This is a genomic window from Sphingomonas xanthus, from assembly GCF_007998985.1.
Taxonomy (GTDB): domain Bacteria; phylum Pseudomonadota; class Alphaproteobacteria; order Sphingomonadales; family Sphingomonadaceae; genus Sphingomicrobium; species Sphingomicrobium xanthum.
Genome location: NZ_CP041659.1, coordinates 1,201,458 through 1,219,123, shown reverse-complemented (window position 1 = coordinate 1,219,123; position 17,666 = coordinate 1,201,458). Strand labels below are relative to the sequence as shown.

Below are 17,666 nucleotides of genomic sequence, written 5' to 3'. Positions count from 1 at the left end.
ATGAGCGGGCGAAATGGCTACGACAAAAAACGGGTGTTTGTCACAAATTTACTTGTATGACTTGTGGCTAATTGACAGAACATCGACATGTCGAACAAATTATTCCTTGGCCATCGTCTCCGCCGGCTGCGCCGGGATCATGAGTTAACGCAGACCGACATGGCATCGAGCCTGAGTATCTCGCCAAGCTATCTCAACCACCTGGAGCGCAATCAGCGGCCGGTGACCGCGGCGCTGCTCCTCAAGCTTGCGGAAAGCTATGACGTCGACATCCGCGCTTTTGCGGCTGACGGCGGCCATCGAACTGGCCCCGACGAACTGCGCGAGATTTTCTCCGATGTCCTCCTGCAGGACCTCGGCGTGCCGCGCTACGAATTGGCCGAGCTTGCGAACAATGCTCCATCGGTCGCTGACGCGATCGCCCGGCTTTACGCCGCGCTCAAGGAAGCGGGGCGCGAGGGCGGAGTTGCCGCCGGGGGCGACGCACGGGCGGTTGTAACGCCGGAGATTTGGGTGCGCGACTATATCCAGGCGCACCGAAACCATTACCCCAAGCTGGAAGAAGCATGCGAGACGCTCAGCGGCGCGCTGCGCGACCCGCTGTCGGTCGCCGAACCGCTGCGCCGCCGCCTGCGCGATGCCTGGGGGGTCAGCGCGCAGGTTGTGCCGCAGGCCGAGCTCGGCAATCTTAGCCAGTCCTTCGATCAGGATCGCCGCCAATTTCTGATGTCGAGCCAGCTCAAGGCCGAAAACCGCACTTTTGCGCTCGCCTACCAGCTGGCCCTGCTCGAGTTTGCCGGATTACTGGCTCAGATGGTCGGCGAAGCCGAGGCCCCGGACGAAGGGATCGCCCAGCTGCTGCACATGCATCTCGCCAACTATGCGGCCGGGGCGATCATGATGCCCTATGGCCGCTTCCTCGCCGCCTGCGAGACGTCCCGCTACGCGATTGACCGGCTGACCGGGGAGTTCGGCGCCAATGTCGAACAGGTGGCGCACCGCTTCACCACATTGAGCCGCCCAGGACAGCGCGGGGTCCCATTCTTCATGCTGCGCGTCGACCCGGCCGGGAATATTTCCAAACGCTATGCCGGCGACCAATTCCCGTTCAGCCGATTCGGCGGCACCTGCCCACGCTGGAACCTCCACGCCGCATTCCAGGCCGCGGGACAGGTGGTCACCCAACTGATCGAAACCCCCGACGGCCAAAAGTTCTTTACTGTGGCGCGGACCATCGAGCGACCGATCCGCACCGAGCTTGGGGCCGGGTTGCTGGCGATCGGGCTCGGCTGCCCGATCGACCATGCCAACAAGCTGCACTGCGCGGAAGGCTATGACCTCGACAAGGCGCCGGTGACCCCGGTGGGGCCGGCCTGCGCCATTTGCCCGAGGCTCGACTGCGGCTATCGCGCGACACCGCCGGCAGGGCGGCTGCTGGCGGTCGACAAGGACCGCAAGACCATTTCGCCCTATCCCTTCGTGGCCGGCTGACATCCCTTTGCTTTTTGCAGTGCAGCGCGGCTAAGGCGGCGGCATGGACCGCCAAGCCATTATCGACCGCATTTCCGCCGCTCCCGACCTCGGCCAGCTCGACTCCATCCGGGTCGAAACGCTGGGCAAGTCCGGAAGCATCACTGCCCTGCTTAAAAGCCTGGGCGGCATGGACGCCGACACCCGCACCGCCGAAGCGCCGAAAATCCATGCCCTGCGCGAGGCGGTGAGCGGTGCGATCGCCGAGCGCAAGGAAGCGTTGGAGGCGGCCGAACTCGACCGCCGACTGGCCACCGAGCGGGTCGACCTGTCACTGCCCGCGCCGGAACATCCTCGCGGGTCGATCCATCCGGTCAGCCAAGTGATGGACGAGCTTGCAGAGATTTTCGCCGATCTCGGCTTCGCGGTCGCCGAGGGACCCGAAATCGAGGACGATTGGCACAATTTCACCGCGCTCAATATTCCGGAGACCCACCCGGCCCGGGCGATGCACGACACCTTCTATGTCGCCGGCGAACAAGAGCGGCCGATGGTGCTTCGCACCCATACGTCGCCAGTCCAGATCCGCACGATGCAAAGCCAGCAGCCGCCGATCCGCGTCATCGCGCCGGGACGCGTTTATCGCAGCGATAGCGATGCCACCCACACGCCGATGTTCCACCAGATCGAAGGACTGGTGATCGACCGCAACATTACGATGGGCCACTTGAAGTGGACGCTCGAGACCTTCCTCAAGGCCTTTTTCGAGCGCGAGGATATCGTCCTTCGCCTGCGCCCGAGCTATTTCCCCTTCACCGAGCCTTCGGCGGAGGTCGACGTCGGCTGGTCGATGGAAAAGGGCCGCCGCGTGGTTGGCGGCAGCGAGGGCTGGATGGAAGTGCTGGGAAGCGGCATGGTTCATCCGCGTGTCATCGCCGCCTGCGGCCTCGACCCCGATGAATGGCAGGGCTTCGCCTTCGGCACCGGCGTCGACCGGCTGGCGATGCTCAAATATGGGATGGACGATCTGCGCGCCTTCTTTGATGGCGATCTCAGGTGGATGAAGCATTACGGCTTCCGCTTCCTCGACGTGCCCACGCTTTCCGGGGGAGTCGGCGCATGAAATTCTCGCTGTCGTGGCTCAAGGATCATCTCGACACCGACGCCGATGCGGCGGCGGTCGCCGAGACGCTCACCCGCATCGGGCTCGAGGTGGAAAGCGTCGACAATCCGGCTGAAGCGCTTCGGCCGTTCACCGTCGCCCGAGTCCTCACCGCCGAGCGCCATCCGCAGGCCGACAAGCTGCAGGTGCTGAGCGTCGACATCGGCGATGGCGAGCCGTTGCAGGTCGTCTGCGGAGCGCCCAACGCAAGGGCGGGGATGGTCGGCGTGTTCGGCGGTCCTGGCACTTATGTCCCGGGAAGCGACTTCACCCTCAAGAAAGCGGCTATCCGCGGCGTTGAATCCAACGGCATGATGTGCAGCGCCCGCGAGCTTCAGCTGGGGACGGATCATGACGGAATCATCGAACTGGCAGCCGACGCTCCGGTCGGCACCAGCTTCGCCGATTTCGCGGGGCTCGACGATCCCATTTTCGACATTTCGATCACCCCCAACCGGCAGGACTGCATGGGCGTCCGCGGGATCGCCCGCGACCTCGCGGCAACCGGACTGGGCGCCCTCAAGCCGCTAAAGGTGCCGGCGATCGAAGGGAGTTTCGACAACCCGGTCGCGATCCGAACCGACGACCCCGAAGGCTGCCCGGCGTTCTTCGGGCGCACCGTGCGCGGCATTTCCAATGGCGCTTCGCCCGACTGGATGCAGCGCCGCCTTGTGGCGGCCGGACAGCGGCCCATCTCGGCGCTGGTCGACATCACCAATTATGTCATGATCGATCTCGGCCGCCCGGCCCATGCCTACGACCTCAGCGAGCTGACCGGCGCGGTATCGGCTCGCCGCGCGCGCGAGGGCGAAACGGTACTTGCCCTCAACGGCAAACAGTATGAACTCGATTCCTCGATGACCGTCATCGCCGACGAAGCGCAGGTCCATGACATTGGCGGGATCATGGGCGGCGAACATTCAGGGGTCAGCGAGACAACCAGCGAAACGCTGCTCGAGATCGCCTATTTCACCCCCGAGAATATCGCCCGGACCGGCCAGAAGCTGCAGCTTACCAGCGATGCGCGCAGCCGGTTCGAGCGCGGTGTCGACCCGGCCTTCCTGGACGACGGACTGGCCGTGCTGACCGGGCTGGTCCTCGACATCTGTGGCGGCGAAGCAAGCCGAGTGACCCGCGCCGGCCAACTGCCGGTGACGCCGAAACGCATTGCGTTCGAGCCGTCCAAAGCCGCTTCGCTCGCGGGGATGGAGGTTGCGGAAGCGGAACAGCGCGCGATCCTCCAGCGGCTTGGCTTCGAGTTCGACGGCAAGGATGTGGTGGTTCCCAGCTGGCGGCGCGACATCGATGGCGGGGCCGACCTCGTCGAGGAAGTGACCCGGATCGTCGGCTTCGACGCCATTCCCTCGACCCCGCTGCCCCGTGCCAGCGGCGTGGCCCGGCCCACCGCCACGCGCGGTCAGCTGGCCGAACGGCGGGTTCGCCGCGCTGCCGCCGCGCGCGGGCTGGACGAGGCTATCACCTGGAGCTTCATCGCGGAGCGGGAAGCCGCGCTGTTCGGTGGGTCTGCCCATGCGCTGGCCAACCCGATCAGCGAAGAGATGAAGCATATGCGTCCCTCGCTGCTGCCTGGTCTGGTCGCGGCGGCGCGGCGCAATGCCGATCGCGGCGCGGCGAGCATCCGCCTGTTCGAGGTCGGTCGGCGCTATCAGGCCGACGGCGAGCGGCCCACCGTCGGCCTCCTCCTGGCCGGCGACAAGCGGCCGCGGGGATGGCAATCGGGCAAGGCCCGGCCGTTCAATGCATTCGATGCCAAGGCCGAAGCGCTCGCCCTCCTCGACGCCGCCGGCGCTCCCGTCGCCAGCCTCCAGCTGTCGATGGGCGCGGGCGATGCCTGGCACCCCGGCCGATCGGCCACGCTCGGCCTCGGCAAGAATATGCTGGCCGCCTTCGGCGAGCTCCACCCGCGGATTGCCAAGGCGCTCGACGCCCCGGTCGGGACCATGGCGGCGGAGATCTACCTGGATGCCATCCCCGCGCCGCGCAGCGCCGACCGGGCCCGACCGGCATTCAGCCCGCCATTGCTTCAGGCGGTGTCCCGCGACTTCGCCTTCCTCGTGCCCGAAAATCTTTCGGCCGACACGCTGATCCGTGCGGTGCGAGGCGCCGACAAGGTGGCGATCACCGACGCGCGGCTATTCGATCGCTATGAAGGCGAACAGGGATTGAGCCTGGCCGTCGAAGTCAGGCTTCAGCCGGGCGAGAAAAGCTTTACCGAGGCCGAGATCGCCGAAATCGGCAAGAAGGTCGTTGCCGCCGCCGAGAAGCTGGGGGCGCAGCTCAGGGGGTAAGCGCGTTGATCGCGGCGTGTACACGCGTCTCGATCTCTTCGCGCTTCAAACCTGCAGGAATGACTTCGCCGACCTTGAAGTGGGCGATACCGCTTTGCTTGACGAAACCGCGGCCCCATATGCGCCCGACATCGTGCGCGACCGGAACCACGGGCAAGCCGAGCGCACGATAGAGTCCCGCGAAGCCCGATTGCAGCGGAGGCGACTGGCCATAAGGTACGCGGGTCCCTTCCGGGAAGATGATCACCGGCCGGCCCCCGGCAATTGCCGCCTTCGCCTCGACCATCATCGCCCGGAGCGCGCTTGCGCCGGCATTGCGATCGACGCCGATCACCCCGTAGCGACGGGTGACCCAGCCGAACAAGGGGATCACGGTAAGTTCGCGCTTCATCACCACGACCGGGCTGCGCGCGAAATGGAGCGTGTCGACCGCTTCCATCATCGACTGGTGCTTGACCGCGATCAAATAAGCGCCCTCGGGAATTTTCCCGTCCCACAGGCTACGGATATTGAGCAGGTAGCGAACCAACCAGTGGTGATAGGCCGACCAGGCATGGACGACGGCTTGCACCGGCCGGTCGCCGATCGGCGACACGGCGATCACCGTCAACACATAGACTAAAGTCCCCGGATAGAAGAGCAGCGCAAACAGGATAGATCGAAGCAGGGCCATCAGATATCCAGCCATACGCTGACCCGCCGCAGCAGATACTTATTATATTCGCCGAACAGCGTCCGGAATGCCGGCTCCGTCCGCACCGCGTCGGCAATGATCGTCGTCGTTGGGGCGAATTGGCGGTTAAATTCGTAGCGGGCACGCCGCATGTGCCAATCACTGGTGACCAGCCGCAGGCTGTCATAGCCGCGCCGTTCCATCCACCGTTTCGCCTCTTCGGCGTTCGACCTGGTGTCGACTGATTCCGAGCCCAGGTCGACACAGCAGTCGAGCAGCTTACGGTCGAGGTCGAGGCGGGAAACCAGATCGCGCTTGCGAACTGAAGGATCGGCCCCTGCGATCAGCAGCCGCCGGCCCTTGCGGCTTTCAAGCAACCGCGCGGCATGTTCAATCCGGCCCTTGCCTCCGGTGATGACGATAATCGCGTCGACACGTGCGGCATCGTCCGCAGCCGGCTCCCCCAGGGTCACCGCATAAAGAGCAAAGCCCAGTCCGTAGAGGACGGCCAGAAATGCCAGCAGACGCGCGATCATAGTCTGTCGCGCAATGCCCTGAGCAGGGCCGACCTGGCAACCAGCGTCGCAAGTAGCGCGACGAGGATCGGCAGCATTGCCAGCAGCAGGGCATCGGCCCAACCGAGCGGCGGCTCCCCAACAATTGTCGCGGCAAGGCTGGCACCGCCCATGACTAGCGCAATGATCACTCCCGCAACCACGGCTCCGGCAAAACCGCCGACCAGCGCATCGACCGCGATCTGCCTGACGAACAGACGCGCGACCTGGCGGTCGGTGGCGCCGATGCCGTGCATCACGGCAATGGTCCCGCGATGCGTGTCGAGCGCGCCGCGCGCGGCCAACACCACTGCGGCGGCGCTGGCCAAGGCGATCAGGACAATCAGCCCCGCAGCAAGCATGGTCAGCCCATTGAGGGCCGCCAACATTGGGGCGAGGCTGTCGCGATGGGCGACGAAGCGGGCATTGGGAAGGGCCTTTTCGACCTGCCGGCCGATCGCCCCCGCGTCGCTGCCGGGCGCGAGGTCGACATCGATGATGGTCGGGACCGGAAGGTCGGCGGCTGCGGCGGCCGGCCCGAGCCATCGTTCAAGCGTTCGTCGCAGTTCTTGTTGCGGCACAGCCGTGGCGCGGATCACGCCCGGCTGTCCCCGCGCGACTGCGACGGCGGCAGAGGCCGAGGAGCGGCCGTCGATGATCTGGATCGAGTAGCGATGTTCGACGCCGCTGCGCACCACTCCTGCGGTGTTGGCAAGCGCAAGGCCGGCCGCACCTACCACCACCATGACAAAGGTCATGATGGCAATCAGCACGGGTACGGGCCCTCGTACGCCGCTTGACGGGATGAGCCGCTTTTCCGGCTCGGATACAGTAAGGAAATTCATGGCGCCCCCTGCGCGCCGCGTGGAGGATGGCGAAGCGCGCCTGTCGGATCGACCAGCAGGCCCTTTTCAAGACGGATCAATTGCGCGCCGGGAGTCGCGGCGATCAATCCGACATCGTGGGTGGCAACGATCACCGTTGTCCCCAGCCGGTTCATCGCCGTCAGCAGGTGCAGGATCCGCTGTGCCATGGCGGCATCGACGTTGCCGGTAGGTTCGTCGGCAATGACCAGTTCGGGACGGGCAATCACGGCTCTGGCAATCGCCACGCGCTGCTGTTCCCCGCCCGACAAGGTCGGCGGCCGGGCGCTGGCGCGGTCGGCAAGGCCGACCCAGGCCAGCATTTCCCGTACCGGACCCTCCACCTCGGCTTCCGAATAGCCGGCGATGCGCAGCGGCAAGGCAACATTGTCGAACGCCGACAGGTGGCGGATCAGCCGGAAGTCCTGAAAGACGACGCCAATTCGGCGCCGATAGCTAGGCAGCGCTTCGCGCGGCAACTCGCCCAATTCCTCGCCAAACAGCGACATGCGGCCTCGCGTCGGCCTCTGCGCCAGGTAAAGCAGCTTGAGGAGCGACGTCTTGCCCGCACCGGATGGGCCGGTCAGAAAATAAAATCCTCCCTCGGACAGGCGGAAGTCGAGATCGCACAGGACCTCGGCGCCCGTGCCGTAGCGCAGGCCAACGCGATCGAACTCGACGATACTCCCCGTCAAACTGCCTCCCTTCCCGTCGCAGCGGATGTGGCACGGGGCAGGCCGCCTTGCCAAGGCGGGAGCATTGCTGTTTATCCAAGTTAATTGTTTCGCAGGAGGCCCCGCCCCACATGATCCTGACCTGTCCCGCCTGCGCCACCAAATATGTGGTCAAAGATGACGCCGTTCCGCCCGGCGGGCGGCAGGTCCGTTGTGCGTCCTGCAAACACAGCTGGCACGTCGATCCTGAACCCGCTGCCGACGAGGAAAGCCAAGCCGTCCGGCCGTCGCAGGCGGCCGCGCCGATCCCCTCTGAGCCGCTTGCCGACACGGACCAGGATTATGTGCCGGTCGTTGCCCCGTCGGGCGATGTCGTGGCCGAGATCGCTGGGCCGGAGGAGGGGTTAGCCGAGAGCGAAACCCCCGAGGCGGCCGACCCGGAGTGGGGTCCAGCGGATGTGCAGTCTTCCGCCATGGGCGACTATGCTGACGGCGGATCCCCGGCTGAAGCTCCGCAGCCCGGCGCGTCCGAGGACGACTTTCAGATCTACGCGCCGATTCGCGACGAGTCCGAGCCGGGAAGGCGCCGCTGGCCGCTGCTCCTCGGCCTCCTCATCCTGATTGCGGCGGCTGCGGCTGCCTTTTGGCTGTTCGCCTCGCCCGAGTGGAAAGCGCGCGCGGGGATCGCCAAAGCTTCGGCGACGCCGCTGCAGTTGATGATCACCACCCGCGACCGGCAGATGCTGGAAAGCGGCAATGAACTGATCGCCATCAGCGGCCGGGTCATCAATCCGACCGATAGCCCGCAGGACGTGCCGCCGATCATGGCCGAACTGCGCGACGCTCGGACCAAGGCGATCGTTCACCGCTGGACGATTGCACCTCCCTCACGCGTGTTGGCGCCGAGGGCAAGTGCGAGCTTCAATAGCGCCGAGGTTGACGTGCCCAAGGGTGGAGACGAACTGACCATCAGCCTGGGAAGCTAAGTTACTGAAATTCCAGCAATTCTGCAGACCTCGCGAGGCCGTCGGCATCGGCGATCTCGGTCGACCTGCGGTGAGCGCCGCTCACCGGTCCTGAATGATTGGGTCCGAAGCTGGCCCCGTTCACCACGCGAATGCTGACCGTCGCGCGCGCGGTTGCGCCGCTGACTGCCCGGAACGCGGGCGCGGAATTTTCCCCCGGCGAGGCCGGCGGAGCGGTGGCGGCCACCGCGAGGATGAAAAGCGCACCGATCATCATGGCTTGGATAATCGTTTGCTCGCGCGATGGTTAGCGCCTTGTTAGGCATTGTTCCGAAATGGACCAATTGTTCGCCGTTGCCAGCGCACAAAGGCTTTGCTAGAGGCCGCGCCCTACCGAGCGGCGCCGTTTGTCGGCGCTGTTTTTATGAGTGCGGTCGTGGCGGAACTGGTAGACGCGCAACGTTGAGGTCGTTGTGGGCGAAAGCCCGTGGAAGTTCGAGTCTTCTCGACCGCACCAGCAAAATCGCGAAAGCCAGTCTTTCCGGGCTTCCCAGAGGGATAGCCCAGCGATTTTGCATGTCCCCAGACCCAGAAAGTCGTGCCAGACGACTTATGGTTAACGGCGAGATGCCGGGCCGGGCGACTCGGGTCCTGCCATGGCGATGCTGCTGGACTGGACGAGGCGGATTGCCCCGAGGCGGACGACACTCCTTAGCGGACCAATCTCCGCGACCTGGCCGAGACTGGTGGGCATGCTGGTGACCCGCGCCGAATCCGGCGTCAGACGCAGCGTGTAGCTGCCATAGGCCACGCGCTCGAACAAGAAGAAGCCGTCATAATCAGTCCGTTGAGTTGCGACGGCGGCACCGCTGGCGTCGACCAGTTCGATGTCCAGCCCCTCGAAGCCGCGGCCGTCATGCTGGACGAGCAGCCCCTCGATATCGCCGGCCCCGACCAAGCCGATTTCTAGCCTGGCCGCGATTCCCGGCCGGGGCACCACCAACTGGAGCGCTTTCTTCGGCGTGAACGCGGGATTGGCCAAACTGGTGGTGTCGATACCCACCGCGATCGGCTGATAGGGTTGGAGCCCGGCGACACGCACGCGGCCCTCCTTGTCAGTGACCTCTTCAGATACGCGTTGCCCGGTGGTAATCAGAGCGCCTTCCTCCCATGGCTCCTCCAGGTCACGCCGGCCGTTGTCGTTCAGATCGCGATACACGCGCGCTTCGACCGCTCCCGAACTGGCGAGCCGCTGGTTCGTCATTCGTACTCTGCCGGACGCGCCATCGAGCGAGAAATTGAGGTTGATCCCGGCGGCAAAGCTGCCGTCGGTACCAGCCTCGAGCGAGGCGGCCGCGGCAAGGCTGGTGAACCGGCGGATATGCGATACACGGGCCCGTCCGCGCCCGGCGATCGCGTCATAACCGACTGCACCCTCCCAGTCAGCCTTGTCCGAGGCAGACCAATAGGCTGACAGTTCGGCGCTTCGGAATCGGCTCGTCGGGCTCAGCTCCCACATTGTCTCGCCGCGAAGCCGGACGTCGCCGATCCGCGCGGTGCCGATCGCGCCGACGTCGAGCCGATCGGGGGCCTTGGGTGGCCCGTCGCCCAGCTGGCGCTGCCAATTGACGATCGTCGAAAGGTTAAACCCATTAAAGTTGGACGAAAGCCGTCCTGCCGCAGCCAGCGTGCGGTCGGCGTTACCGCGCTCGGTCAGCCGGATGTCGGCATGGGCGCCGATGTGCCGACGGCCCAGCTTGATTGGCGAATCCACCGACATACGCAGGTCCCGAAACTGGTCCTCGCGCTTGCCGTTGACCACGAAATCGCGCGCAATCATCGCGTCGGCGCTGATATTAGTACTTCCTAGACGGGCGATGGCTTGGACTCGACCGGCCATGCCGCCGCGCGTGTCGCGGGCAACCCCCGCCTCGACAAGGGCCGGGCCGATGGAGTGGCGGACCGATCCCTCGACAAAGGTCAGCTTTCCTTCACCCGCCAACAGCATCGTCGCCATCATGCCGACCGAGGTCCGCTTGCTGAGACCATGTTCGACCTGGACAGCCGCCTGCAGGTCGGGCTGCCGGAAATCGCCGGCGATGCGATCGCCCGGGGGATCATGGTGATCACCCATGACCTCTCCCAGCAGGGTTTTTCCAGGCTGGCTGATCCCCGCCCAATACCAGGTCTGACCCGCGGGAACCTGGTTCTGGCCGACATTGACGCTCTCGAATCGACTGCGCTGCTGCCCTTGGGGCCCGTGGAGGATGATTTCGAAGCGGTTGTCGCCGTAGATCAGTGGGATGTCCTCGAACTTATAACGCCCGCTCCCGTCTGAGCGGTTAAATGCGAGTAATTCTGAATTGCGATACAGCTCGGCATCCCATCCCGGCGGCAAGTCTCCTTCGAACCGGGTACGGTCGAAGGTCGCAGGGTTGAACAGCGGGCGATTGGTAACTTCCGCGCCCCGACCGCTGCCGCTGCCAATTAGGCGGCTCGCCAGTCCCTGTACGTCGCCGACCGCGAAGTGGGTGGCGTTGAGCGGGCCTAGCAGACCACCGTCGGGCTCTGAACGAAACGCGCGAAAGCGCAGCGACTGGGGTTTTCCCTGAGCATCGGTCGCCAGCGTGGCATCGTAGGAAAGCCGCGCCAGCTCGCCAGCGGCGATCACCGATGCCCGGCGGTCGACTTTCAGCCCGGTCGTGGCTTGGTAGGTGACCCCGGCGCTGACGATGAAGTCCAGCGCCGGTGCACGCCACATCCGGTAGGGCAGCTTGACCTTAGGCAGATTCTCGAGCGGCATCGCCGCGGGCCGGATCCGCGCTGCGCGCTGTTCGCGCTCGCGAGCGAGTTCGACCGGAAGTTTCGCTTCGGATTCAAGCAGGAGCAGCGAGCCCGCGGTGACCGGCTTGACGCCAAGTCCGAACCAGCGGCCAAGCGCTTCGGTATTGATACACCAGCCCTCGGGCGTTTCGCGGATTTGACCGGCTTCGATTCCCTCTTGCTTGTCGCCGTATCGGACCTTGCCAGCGACGAGGTCGATCGCAATGCGATTCTCCTCGCGAAACGCCCAGCCCGATGCAGACTTCGCGCCAAGATCGATTTTCATCGGCACGTCGAGCGTGGTCAGGAAATCGCCGAACACCACGCAGGTGCCCTCGGGCGTCTGGTAGGCCCGCACGCCGTCGCCCAAGCGGAGCTGGCGAATGTTGACGTCGAGAAGAAATTGTTCGTCGGCATGCGCGGTCCAGCGCGTGTCGACGGGAGTGGCAGCCCATGCGGCGACGGCGCCGGCAACAGCCAGCGCCCACGACGCAAAAGCACCGCGAAACCAGCGGTTTGGCGCCGCCAAGATTCCTTCTCCCGCCCTTACCGCCGTTAGCGCAGCACTGCGGTGGTCTCGGCGATCGTCACCGGCCCGCTGTCTGTCGGTTCGACATATTGAACGGTAACCTGCCCGATGGCTGCGGCCGCATGGGCCGGGTCGATCGGCACCGTGACCGAGCGCTGACCGACTTCAGTATAAACGGCGATGCCCCGCACGACCGCAATCGGGTCGGTGACGCCGGCTTTCATGACGCGAATTTCCCCGAAAGTGGAGCGCTGGCCCGTCCTGCTAAGGTCGAGCGCGACCGCGGGCTTGCCCTGGTCCTCGACCTTGCGGACGTTGCTGATGCCGGCCACCGCCTCAAGCCTGCCCAGCCGGACGATGACCGGGATGGTAACGCCGTAAATGGGAGTCAGCTGGAAGGCGACGCCTTCGACCTTGGCTGCGGGATCGGCGGCCGGGCGCGGCGGGGGAACGGCGCGGAACAGCAAATGGGCGCGATATTCGCCGTCCGCGAGGCCTTGGGGAGCGCGGGCCGACAGGCGAATCGCTTGAGGCTGATTGGGCGGCAGTGTGATCCGCTTGGGCGCATAGAGGATCATCTCCTGCGCAATCTTTTCCGCTTCGGTCGCATCGGTGACATCGACCAGTCGGCCTTCCGCGTTCATTCGGCGAAGCTCGACCGACACTCGGTAGGTGGCAACGTCGTCGCCAATATTGTTGAGGATCACTTCAGTCCCGCGGCGGCCGTCAAGGACGATCCGGGTCGGGGCAACCAGCAGGTCGCCGACGCCAGCCTGCGCCGCGGGCGCGGCGACCAACAGCGTTGGGGCGAGCAGACAAAGTGTGGCCAAGCGGCCGGAAAGCAAACGAAGCATGAAACCCTCCAATGTGTTCGGAGGATGATGCGTCCGAAATGGTTATTATTCGGCTAACCATGCGTTGCGACGGCTGACAGGAAAAGGCCGCCGATCGCTCGGCGGCCTTCCCATGCAACCCGGGTAAGATCCGGGAGGCATCGTCCACAGCTCAATAATCGACGGTGACTTCGATGTCCCCGGAATAAAGGCCGTCCACCGTGGCGGTGCCGATGACGATCGATCCACCGACGGTGAAATTGTTGCCCGGAGCGCCCGAGTTAGTCAGCGTGACGCTAGCCGGGGCATTCGGGCTGAACGCCAGCGTTTCGCTGCCGCCCGAGGTCGTGTTGGTAAGGTTCGAGGCGGTCGCGGTGATGTTGACCTGCATGTTGTTGGTTCCGGTCACATTATACTGCGCCGACGATACCGTGCCCGAGCAAGTCAGGCCGCTGGTGCCACAGGTCAGGACGCCGGCCTGGCTGACCGAAACGGTCTGGGCGCCAGGAATTGAACCGACGACGATCGTTCCGAAATCGAGGTCGCGGGTAGCGGTCAAGGTTAGCGGCCGGACAATCCGGGCCGAGGCCTTGGCCTTCGGGCTGGCCCCCACGGGAGCAGCAGCAGCCGGAGTGGCGAAGAGGGCAGTTGCGGCGGCGACCACCGCGAATCGAGCAAAGTTCGTCATGTTCAAATCCCCACTTTAGTTCCAGGCGTGACGGCGGGCCTATTGGGGTCGCCGCTACTTGGTGAGGATGCAATTAACCGTGACGGCTTTCCGCTTTGCTCCGCACTATGGTTTCCAGCGCGTTAATTATTGCGCCATTACGGATGTATCGACGGTGCAGAGGAATCAAAAATAATCCACGTCGATAGGAATATCGCCGCGGAACTGGCCGTCAGTGTCACCCGTGACGCGAATCACGCCACCGAATCGAAACGTCAAACGGCCGGCAGAATCGAGCCGGGGGGTCGCTGGCAGGTCCGAGCGAATCGATTCAAGCCGGATTCGGCCACCAGTAAAACCGTGAAGCTCGATCGCACTGGGCAGGGAAATGCGGATCAACCGGCCGGGCTCACCGCGGATCGCGACCTCGCCAACCATCGCCCGGGCTCCTATCGCTTCGACTGAACCACTGACACTCCGCTCCCCGCTGGGCCCGAGGTGCGCGCTTCCTTCGCCATTGCCTGAGACGATCAGTCGATCAAAGTCGAGTCGGGCCTGAACGTCGAGGTGGACCGGTGCCGCACGGGCGTCGGGGCTATTCTTGTCGCCCGTTGCGCATAGGCGACACGGCGCACCCGCATCCTGCGCCGGTGCAGGAACGGTCGGGCCCAGCAGGCTGAGCAGGTAAAGAAGGGCGGCGGTTTGGCCCATGTCGGCGACGCTATGCCGAGGGGATTGAAACAAGGTTAATGAGCGCTTCACCGTGAAGGGCCGAGACTTCGGTTCGCCGACCTCGGCCGCGCTGCTCCTTGTCGGACCCGTCGCTTGCCAATAGGGAAGATGCGTCCATGGCCCGATCCCAACCGTCCAATTTCAAGCAACAGCTGATCCTCGCCATGAAGTGGGGGCTTGGCCTGGCGTTCATCGGTCTGGTCGGCCTGGTCATTGCGGTCGCCGTGGCGATGGCCTCGTTGCCCGATTATCAGCAATTGTCGAAGCGATCGGACCTTGGCCAGATGGTCCGCGTTCGTGCCGCCGATGGAACGCTGCTGGTATCGCTCGGCCCCAGTTTCGGCCGCTGGCTTTCCTATGATGAAATTCCCCCGACGATGCGCGCGGCAATGATCGCGGTCGAGGACCGGCGTTTTCGGAGCCACTTCGGCGTCGATCCGATCGGCATGGCCAGGTCGGTCAAGGTGCGACTGGAAAGCGGCAGCTGGCGGCAAGGCGGCTCGACCATCACCCAGCAGCTCGCCCGCAACATCTTCCTTACCAACAGCCGCACCTTTGGCCGCAAGATCAAGGAGGCTGTCCTGGCGCTGGCGATCGAGCGCAAGTTCAGCAAGGACCAGATTCTCGAACTCTATCTCAATCGCGTATATTTCGGCGGCGGGGCTTATGGGATCGACGCGGCCAGCCGGACCTTTTTCGGCCACGGCGCCGAACGACTGAGCCTTGGCGAGGCCGCGATCATCGCCGGCCTCGTCAAAGCGCCTTCCAATTACTCCCCGACCGCTGATGTCGAGGCCGCGCGCGGCCGCGCCGGCGTGGTGCTCAATTCCCTGGTCGACAATGGCTTCCTTCCGGCATCCCAGGCTGGCGCGGTCGATCCCGCGGTCATCAAGGTCCAGCCGGGACCGAAACAGAATAGCGTGCGCTATTTCACGGACTGGGCCCTGCCGCAGCTCGACATGCTGATTGACGAGACCAGCGATCCGATCGACGTTTTCACCACGCTCGACCCGGGCATGCAGGCCGCGGCCAATCGCGCGGTCAACGCCCATGTCCCGGCCGGCACGCAGGGCGCGCTCGTGGCGATGGACCGCGACGGCGCTGTCCGGGCGATGATCGGCGGGCGCGATTATGTCGATTCGATCTATAATCGTGCGACCCAAGCCGAACGCCAGCCTGGCTCCGCTTGGAAGATCTTCGTCTATCTCGCCGCGCTGGAATCTGGAATGAAGCCGAGCGACACGGTGGTCGACGAGCCGGTGACCATCGGCGGCTGGACACCTCGCAACTCGACCCGGACCAACCTGGGACCGATCAGCCTGCGCGAAGCCTTTTCCCGGTCGATCAACACGATCAGCGCCAAGATTGGCGATGCGCTGGGCTTCGGCACCATTGCCGACATGGGGCGGCGGTTCGGCATTTCCGGAAAGATCTCGACCTATCCCTCGATGGTCCTTGGCACCAGCGAAGTGCGGCTAATCGACATGACCCGGGCCTTTGCCTCGATACAGAATCGGGGGGTCAGTATTACCCCTTACGCGATCCGCCGGGTCGTCACTTCCAATGGGCGGCTGCTCTACCAGCATCAGCCCGACGAGCAGCGCGTGCTGGTCGCGCCATGGGTCGCGGCCGGCATGACCGACATGCTTCAGTCGGCAGTGCTGTCGGGTACTGGCAGGGCCGCCGCGATCGGTCGCCCCGTTGCCGGCAAGACCGGGACGACGTCTTCGAACAAGGACGGCTGGTTCATCGGCTTTTCCAGCGGCCTCACCACCGGTGTGTGGATGGGCCGTGACGATGCACGGGCGGTCAGCGGGTTACAGGGCGGCACCGCCCCGGCTCGGGCCTTTGCCGATTTCATGAAGATTGCGGTAGCCAAACGGCCGGTCGAGCAATTTGAAACCCGCGCGCCATTGCCGGACTGGCAACTTGAGCGCGACGAGGAAAGCTGGGGTTACGCGCTCGAGGAATTGCCGCCAATGGTCGATGAGAATGGCAACCCTGTTGGGACAGGCCCAATTGGCCCGGCCGACCCGCTTGGACCCCAACGCGACCCGGCGCCGGTCGACCAGCAATGGCTGGACGAGGTTCTACGCCGCAATCCGGAAAACCGTCCGCCGCCACCAGCACCCACCCAGCGGCCGCCCGCGCCCGGGCCGGCCCAGCGCGTACCGCCGCCGCGCCAGCCCTCAGAGCAGCCGGCCGACCCGCTTCAACCGCGGCCCTAGCCGCCGCAATTCCTGACGCGCGTCGGCGACATCGCCCTTGTATAACTGCGCCTCCAGCGCGTGAAAAGCGGGCCCATGGTCCATGTGCAGCCGGTGCGCGACCTCATGCGCGACGACCCAGCGGAGCAGATGCGGCGGAGCCAGCACCAGGCGCCAATTGTAACGGATCGCCCCGCTCGAGGAGCAGCTGCCCCAGCGGCTGGCGGCGTCGCCGATCGACACCGACCGAACGCTGACTCCAGCAGTCTCCGCGATCCGCTGCGTCTCGGCGGAGAGCCGTCGGCGCGCTTCGTCGCGAAGGTATTGTTCAACGCGCCGGGCGAAACCGGTGCGCGGTCCCCCAACCTGCAGACGCTCGCCAATCAATATGGCGCGACGCGGCCCCTCCTCGTTCCAATCGAGCGTCAATAGTCCGCCGGAAAAGGGGATGGAGCATCCGGGAGCAAAGGGTTCGGCGGGCTCGACCCGCTCCAGCTGGCGCTCGACCCATTCGGACTGACGCGCCGCCCAGTCGAGCGCAGCCTGCCGACGGATGCCCCGCGGGACCGTCAGGCTCAACAGCCCGCGTGCCTCGTCAAGACGCAATCGCATGGATCGGGCCTTGGGATGCAGGCGGATTTCCACGGGCCATTGCAGGCCTTCCACGCTCAGCGGTTCAGAGAGGCTTGTCGACAAGATGCCATTCCAAATCGCCGGCCTCGAGCTCGCTGATCGTCCAGCCTCGAGTCGACTGTCCAGCTTCGTGGACTGTCTCGCGGCTTCCGGTAATCAGGTAATGCCATTCGGGGAGCGGCTGGCCTTCCCAGCGCAACCGATATGCGCAGGTCACCGGGAGCCACTCCAGCTCATCGAGCTTGGCCGGATCGAGCTTGACGCAGTCAGCCACCAGCTTTTTGCGGTTTCCGTAGTCGGAACAGCTGCCTGACCTGCGATCGAGCAGCTTGCAGGCGACATTCGTCGGGTAGAGCTCTCCGGTCTCGTCGTCCTCCAGCTTGTGGAGGCAGCACCGCCCGCAACCGTCGCACAATGCCTCCCACTCCCCGCGGTCAAGCGAGGCCAAGGGCTTTTCCCAAAAGGGTTTTGCGCTATTCATGGCTCAATCAGACTTGGTCGGGCATGTAGGCCAGATCAAGGCAATTTACAGGGGATGGACGAATGCGCGGGTGGGTGACAGCGGGATTGGC

Annotated in this window: 16 protein-coding genes and 1 tRNA gene; 6 read left to right on the top strand and 11 right to left on the bottom strand. The window is 64.9% G+C overall.

Going from position 1 to position 17,666, the window contains the following annotated elements:
- Positions 1-87: 87 nt before the first annotated feature.
- Genes FMM02_RS06125 through pheT form a run of 3 tightly spaced genes read left to right on the top strand, consistent with a single transcriptional unit; the run spans position 88 to position 4,941 of the window.
- Complete coding sequence (locus tag FMM02_RS06125) at positions 88-1,491, top strand: helix-turn-helix domain-containing protein (protein ID WP_147494027.1); 1,404 nt, start codon at positions 88-90, stop codon at positions 1,489-1,491.
- Between the two features lie 43 nt (positions 1,492-1,534).
- A complete protein-coding gene (pheS, locus tag FMM02_RS06120; RefSeq protein ID WP_147494026.1) occupies positions 1,535-2,593 on the top strand; it encodes a phenylalanine--tRNA ligase subunit alpha in 1,059 nt (352 codons plus the stop codon).
- Entirely contained in the window at positions 2,590-4,941 is a 2,352-nt protein-coding gene (pheT, locus tag FMM02_RS06115; RefSeq protein ID WP_147494025.1) for a phenylalanine--tRNA ligase subunit beta, read from the top strand. Before pheS ends, pheT begins: the two co-directional genes overlap by 4 nt.
- Here the strand turns inward: pheT and FMM02_RS06110 are convergent.
- Genes FMM02_RS06110 through ftsE form a run of 4 tightly spaced genes read right to left on the bottom strand, consistent with a single transcriptional unit; the run spans position 4,931 to position 7,726 of the window.
- Entirely contained in the window at positions 4,931-5,614 is a 684-nt protein-coding gene (locus FMM02_RS06110; RefSeq protein WP_342782478.1) for a lysophospholipid acyltransferase family protein, read from the bottom strand. The genes pheT and FMM02_RS06110 overlap by 11 nt on opposite strands.
- On the bottom strand, positions 5,614-6,150 hold the full coding sequence (locus FMM02_RS06105) for a YdcF family protein (protein ID WP_147494024.1): 537 nt from the start codon (positions 6,148-6,150) through the stop codon (positions 5,614-5,616). The genes FMM02_RS06110 and FMM02_RS06105 overlap by 1 nt, the downstream gene beginning before the upstream one ends.
- Positions 6,147-7,013: a cell division protein FtsX gene (locus tag FMM02_RS06100; RefSeq protein WP_147494023.1), complete on the bottom strand. Its 867-nt coding sequence runs from the start codon at positions 7,011-7,013 to the stop codon at positions 6,147-6,149. The genes FMM02_RS06105 and FMM02_RS06100 overlap by 4 nt, the downstream gene beginning before the upstream one ends.
- Entirely contained in the window at positions 7,010-7,726 is a 717-nt protein-coding gene (ftsE, locus tag FMM02_RS06095) for a cell division ATP-binding protein FtsE (protein WP_147494022.1), read from the bottom strand. Before ftsE ends, FMM02_RS06100 begins: the two co-directional genes overlap by 4 nt.
- 110 nt (positions 7,727-7,836) lie before the next feature.
- Between ftsE and FMM02_RS06090 the strand changes: the two genes are divergently transcribed.
- The gene (locus tag FMM02_RS06090; RefSeq protein WP_187107709.1) at positions 7,837-8,691 is read left to right on the top strand and encodes a zinc-ribbon domain-containing protein; all 855 of its coding nucleotides are present in this window, start codon (positions 7,837-7,839) and stop codon (positions 8,689-8,691) included.
- A gap of 1 nt (position 8,692) precedes the next feature.
- On the opposite strand, the gene FMM02_RS06085 is transcribed toward FMM02_RS06090, so the two are convergent.
- Positions 8,693-8,947: a hypothetical protein gene (locus FMM02_RS06085; protein ID WP_147494020.1), complete on the bottom strand. Its 255-nt coding sequence runs from the start codon at positions 8,945-8,947 to the stop codon at positions 8,693-8,695.
- Positions 8,948-9,100: 153 nt separating this feature from the next.
- On the opposite strand from FMM02_RS06085, the gene FMM02_RS06080 reads away from it, so the two are divergent.
- Positions 9,101-9,187: transfer RNA gene (locus FMM02_RS06080), tRNA-Leu, on the top strand.
- A 99-nt stretch (positions 9,188-9,286) separates the two neighbouring features.
- Here the strand turns inward: FMM02_RS06080 and FMM02_RS06075 are convergent.
- From FMM02_RS06075 to FMM02_RS06060, 4 genes are all read right to left on the bottom strand, one after another.
- Complete coding sequence (locus FMM02_RS06075; protein ID WP_147494019.1) at positions 9,287-12,022, bottom strand: MSCRAMM family protein; 2,736 nt, start codon at positions 12,020-12,022, stop codon at positions 9,287-9,289.
- Positions 12,023-12,048: 26 nt separating this feature from the next.
- Positions 12,049-12,876 (bottom strand): fimbrial biogenesis chaperone, encoded by an 828-nt coding sequence (locus FMM02_RS06070; protein ID WP_147494018.1) that lies wholly within the window; start codon positions 12,874-12,876, stop codon positions 12,049-12,051.
- 151 nt (positions 12,877-13,027) lie between these two features.
- The gene (locus tag FMM02_RS06065) at positions 13,028-13,543 is read right to left on the bottom strand and encodes a DUF4402 domain-containing protein (protein WP_147494017.1); all 516 of its coding nucleotides are present in this window, start codon (positions 13,541-13,543) and stop codon (positions 13,028-13,030) included.
- Between the two features lie 165 nt (positions 13,544-13,708).
- The gene (locus tag FMM02_RS06060) at positions 13,709-14,233 is read right to left on the bottom strand and encodes a DUF4402 domain-containing protein (RefSeq protein WP_147494016.1); all 525 of its coding nucleotides are present in this window, start codon (positions 14,231-14,233) and stop codon (positions 13,709-13,711) included.
- Positions 14,234-14,370: 137 nt separating this feature from the next.
- Here FMM02_RS06060 and FMM02_RS06055 point away from each other — a divergent pair, with 137 nt between their 5' ends.
- Positions 14,371-16,482, top strand: coding sequence for a transglycosylase domain-containing protein (locus FMM02_RS06055; protein WP_147494015.1), 2,112 nt, complete (start codon positions 14,371-14,373; stop codon positions 16,480-16,482).
- Here the strand turns inward: FMM02_RS06055 and FMM02_RS06050 are convergent.
- Together FMM02_RS06050 and FMM02_RS06045 are read right to left on the bottom strand one after the other, a co-directional pair.
- Positions 16,444-17,073, bottom strand: coding sequence for a M48 family metallopeptidase (locus FMM02_RS06050; protein ID WP_147494014.1), 630 nt, complete (start codon positions 17,071-17,073; stop codon positions 16,444-16,446). The two genes, FMM02_RS06055 and FMM02_RS06050, sit on opposite strands and share 39 nt — an antisense overlap.
- Positions 17,074-17,137: 64 nt before the next feature.
- Entirely contained in the window at positions 17,138-17,575 is a 438-nt protein-coding gene (locus FMM02_RS06045; protein ID WP_147494013.1) for a YcgN family cysteine cluster protein, read from the bottom strand.
- Positions 17,576-17,666: the final 91 nt, after the last annotated feature.

Bases quoted from the DNA above. Each gene is read 5' to 3' on its own strand.
- FMM02_RS06065 (WP_147494017.1), bottom strand. From the start codon at position 13,543: ATGACGAACTTTGCTCGATTCGCGGTGGTCGCCGCCGCAACTGCCCTC.
- FMM02_RS06055 (WP_147494015.1), top strand. From the start codon at position 14,371: ATGGCCCGATCCCAACCGTCCAATTTCAAGCAACAGCTGATCCTCGCC.
- FMM02_RS06105 (WP_147494024.1), bottom strand. From the start codon at position 6,150: ATGATCGCGCGTCTGCTGGCATTTCTGGCCGTCCTCTACGGACTGGGC.
- pheS (WP_147494026.1), top strand. From the start codon at position 1,535: ATGGACCGCCAAGCCATTATCGACCGCATTTCCGCCGCTCCCGACCTC.
- FMM02_RS06060 (WP_147494016.1), bottom strand. From the start codon at position 14,233: ATGGGCCAAACCGCCGCCCTTCTTTACCTGCTCAGCCTGCTGGGCCCG.
- FMM02_RS06125 (WP_147494027.1), top strand. From the start codon at position 88: ATGTCGAACAAATTATTCCTTGGCCATCGTCTCCGCCGGCTGCGCCGG.
- FMM02_RS06050 (WP_147494014.1), bottom strand. From the start codon at position 17,073: ATGCGATTGCGTCTTGACGAGGCACGCGGGCTGTTGAGCCTGACGGTC.
- FMM02_RS06100 (WP_147494023.1), bottom strand. From the start codon at position 7,013: ATGAATTTCCTTACTGTATCCGAGCCGGAAAAGCGGCTCATCCCGTCA.
- FMM02_RS06090 (WP_187107709.1), top strand. From the start codon at position 7,837: ATGATCCTGACCTGTCCCGCCTGCGCCACCAAATATGTGGTCAAAGAT.
- FMM02_RS06070 (WP_147494018.1), bottom strand. From the start codon at position 12,876: ATGCTTCGTTTGCTTTCCGGCCGCTTGGCCACACTTTGTCTGCTCGCC.
- FMM02_RS06085 (WP_147494020.1), bottom strand. From the start codon at position 8,947: ATGATGATCGGTGCGCTTTTCATCCTCGCGGTGGCCGCCACCGCTCCG.
- FMM02_RS06110 (WP_342782478.1), bottom strand. From the start codon at position 5,614: ATGGCCCTGCTTCGATCTATCCTGTTTGCGCTGCTCTTCTATCCGGGG.
- pheT (WP_147494025.1), top strand. From the start codon at position 2,590: ATGAAATTCTCGCTGTCGTGGCTCAAGGATCATCTCGACACCGACGCC.
- FMM02_RS06045 (WP_147494013.1), bottom strand. From the start codon at position 17,575: ATGAATAGCGCAAAACCCTTTTGGGAAAAGCCCTTGGCCTCGCTTGAC.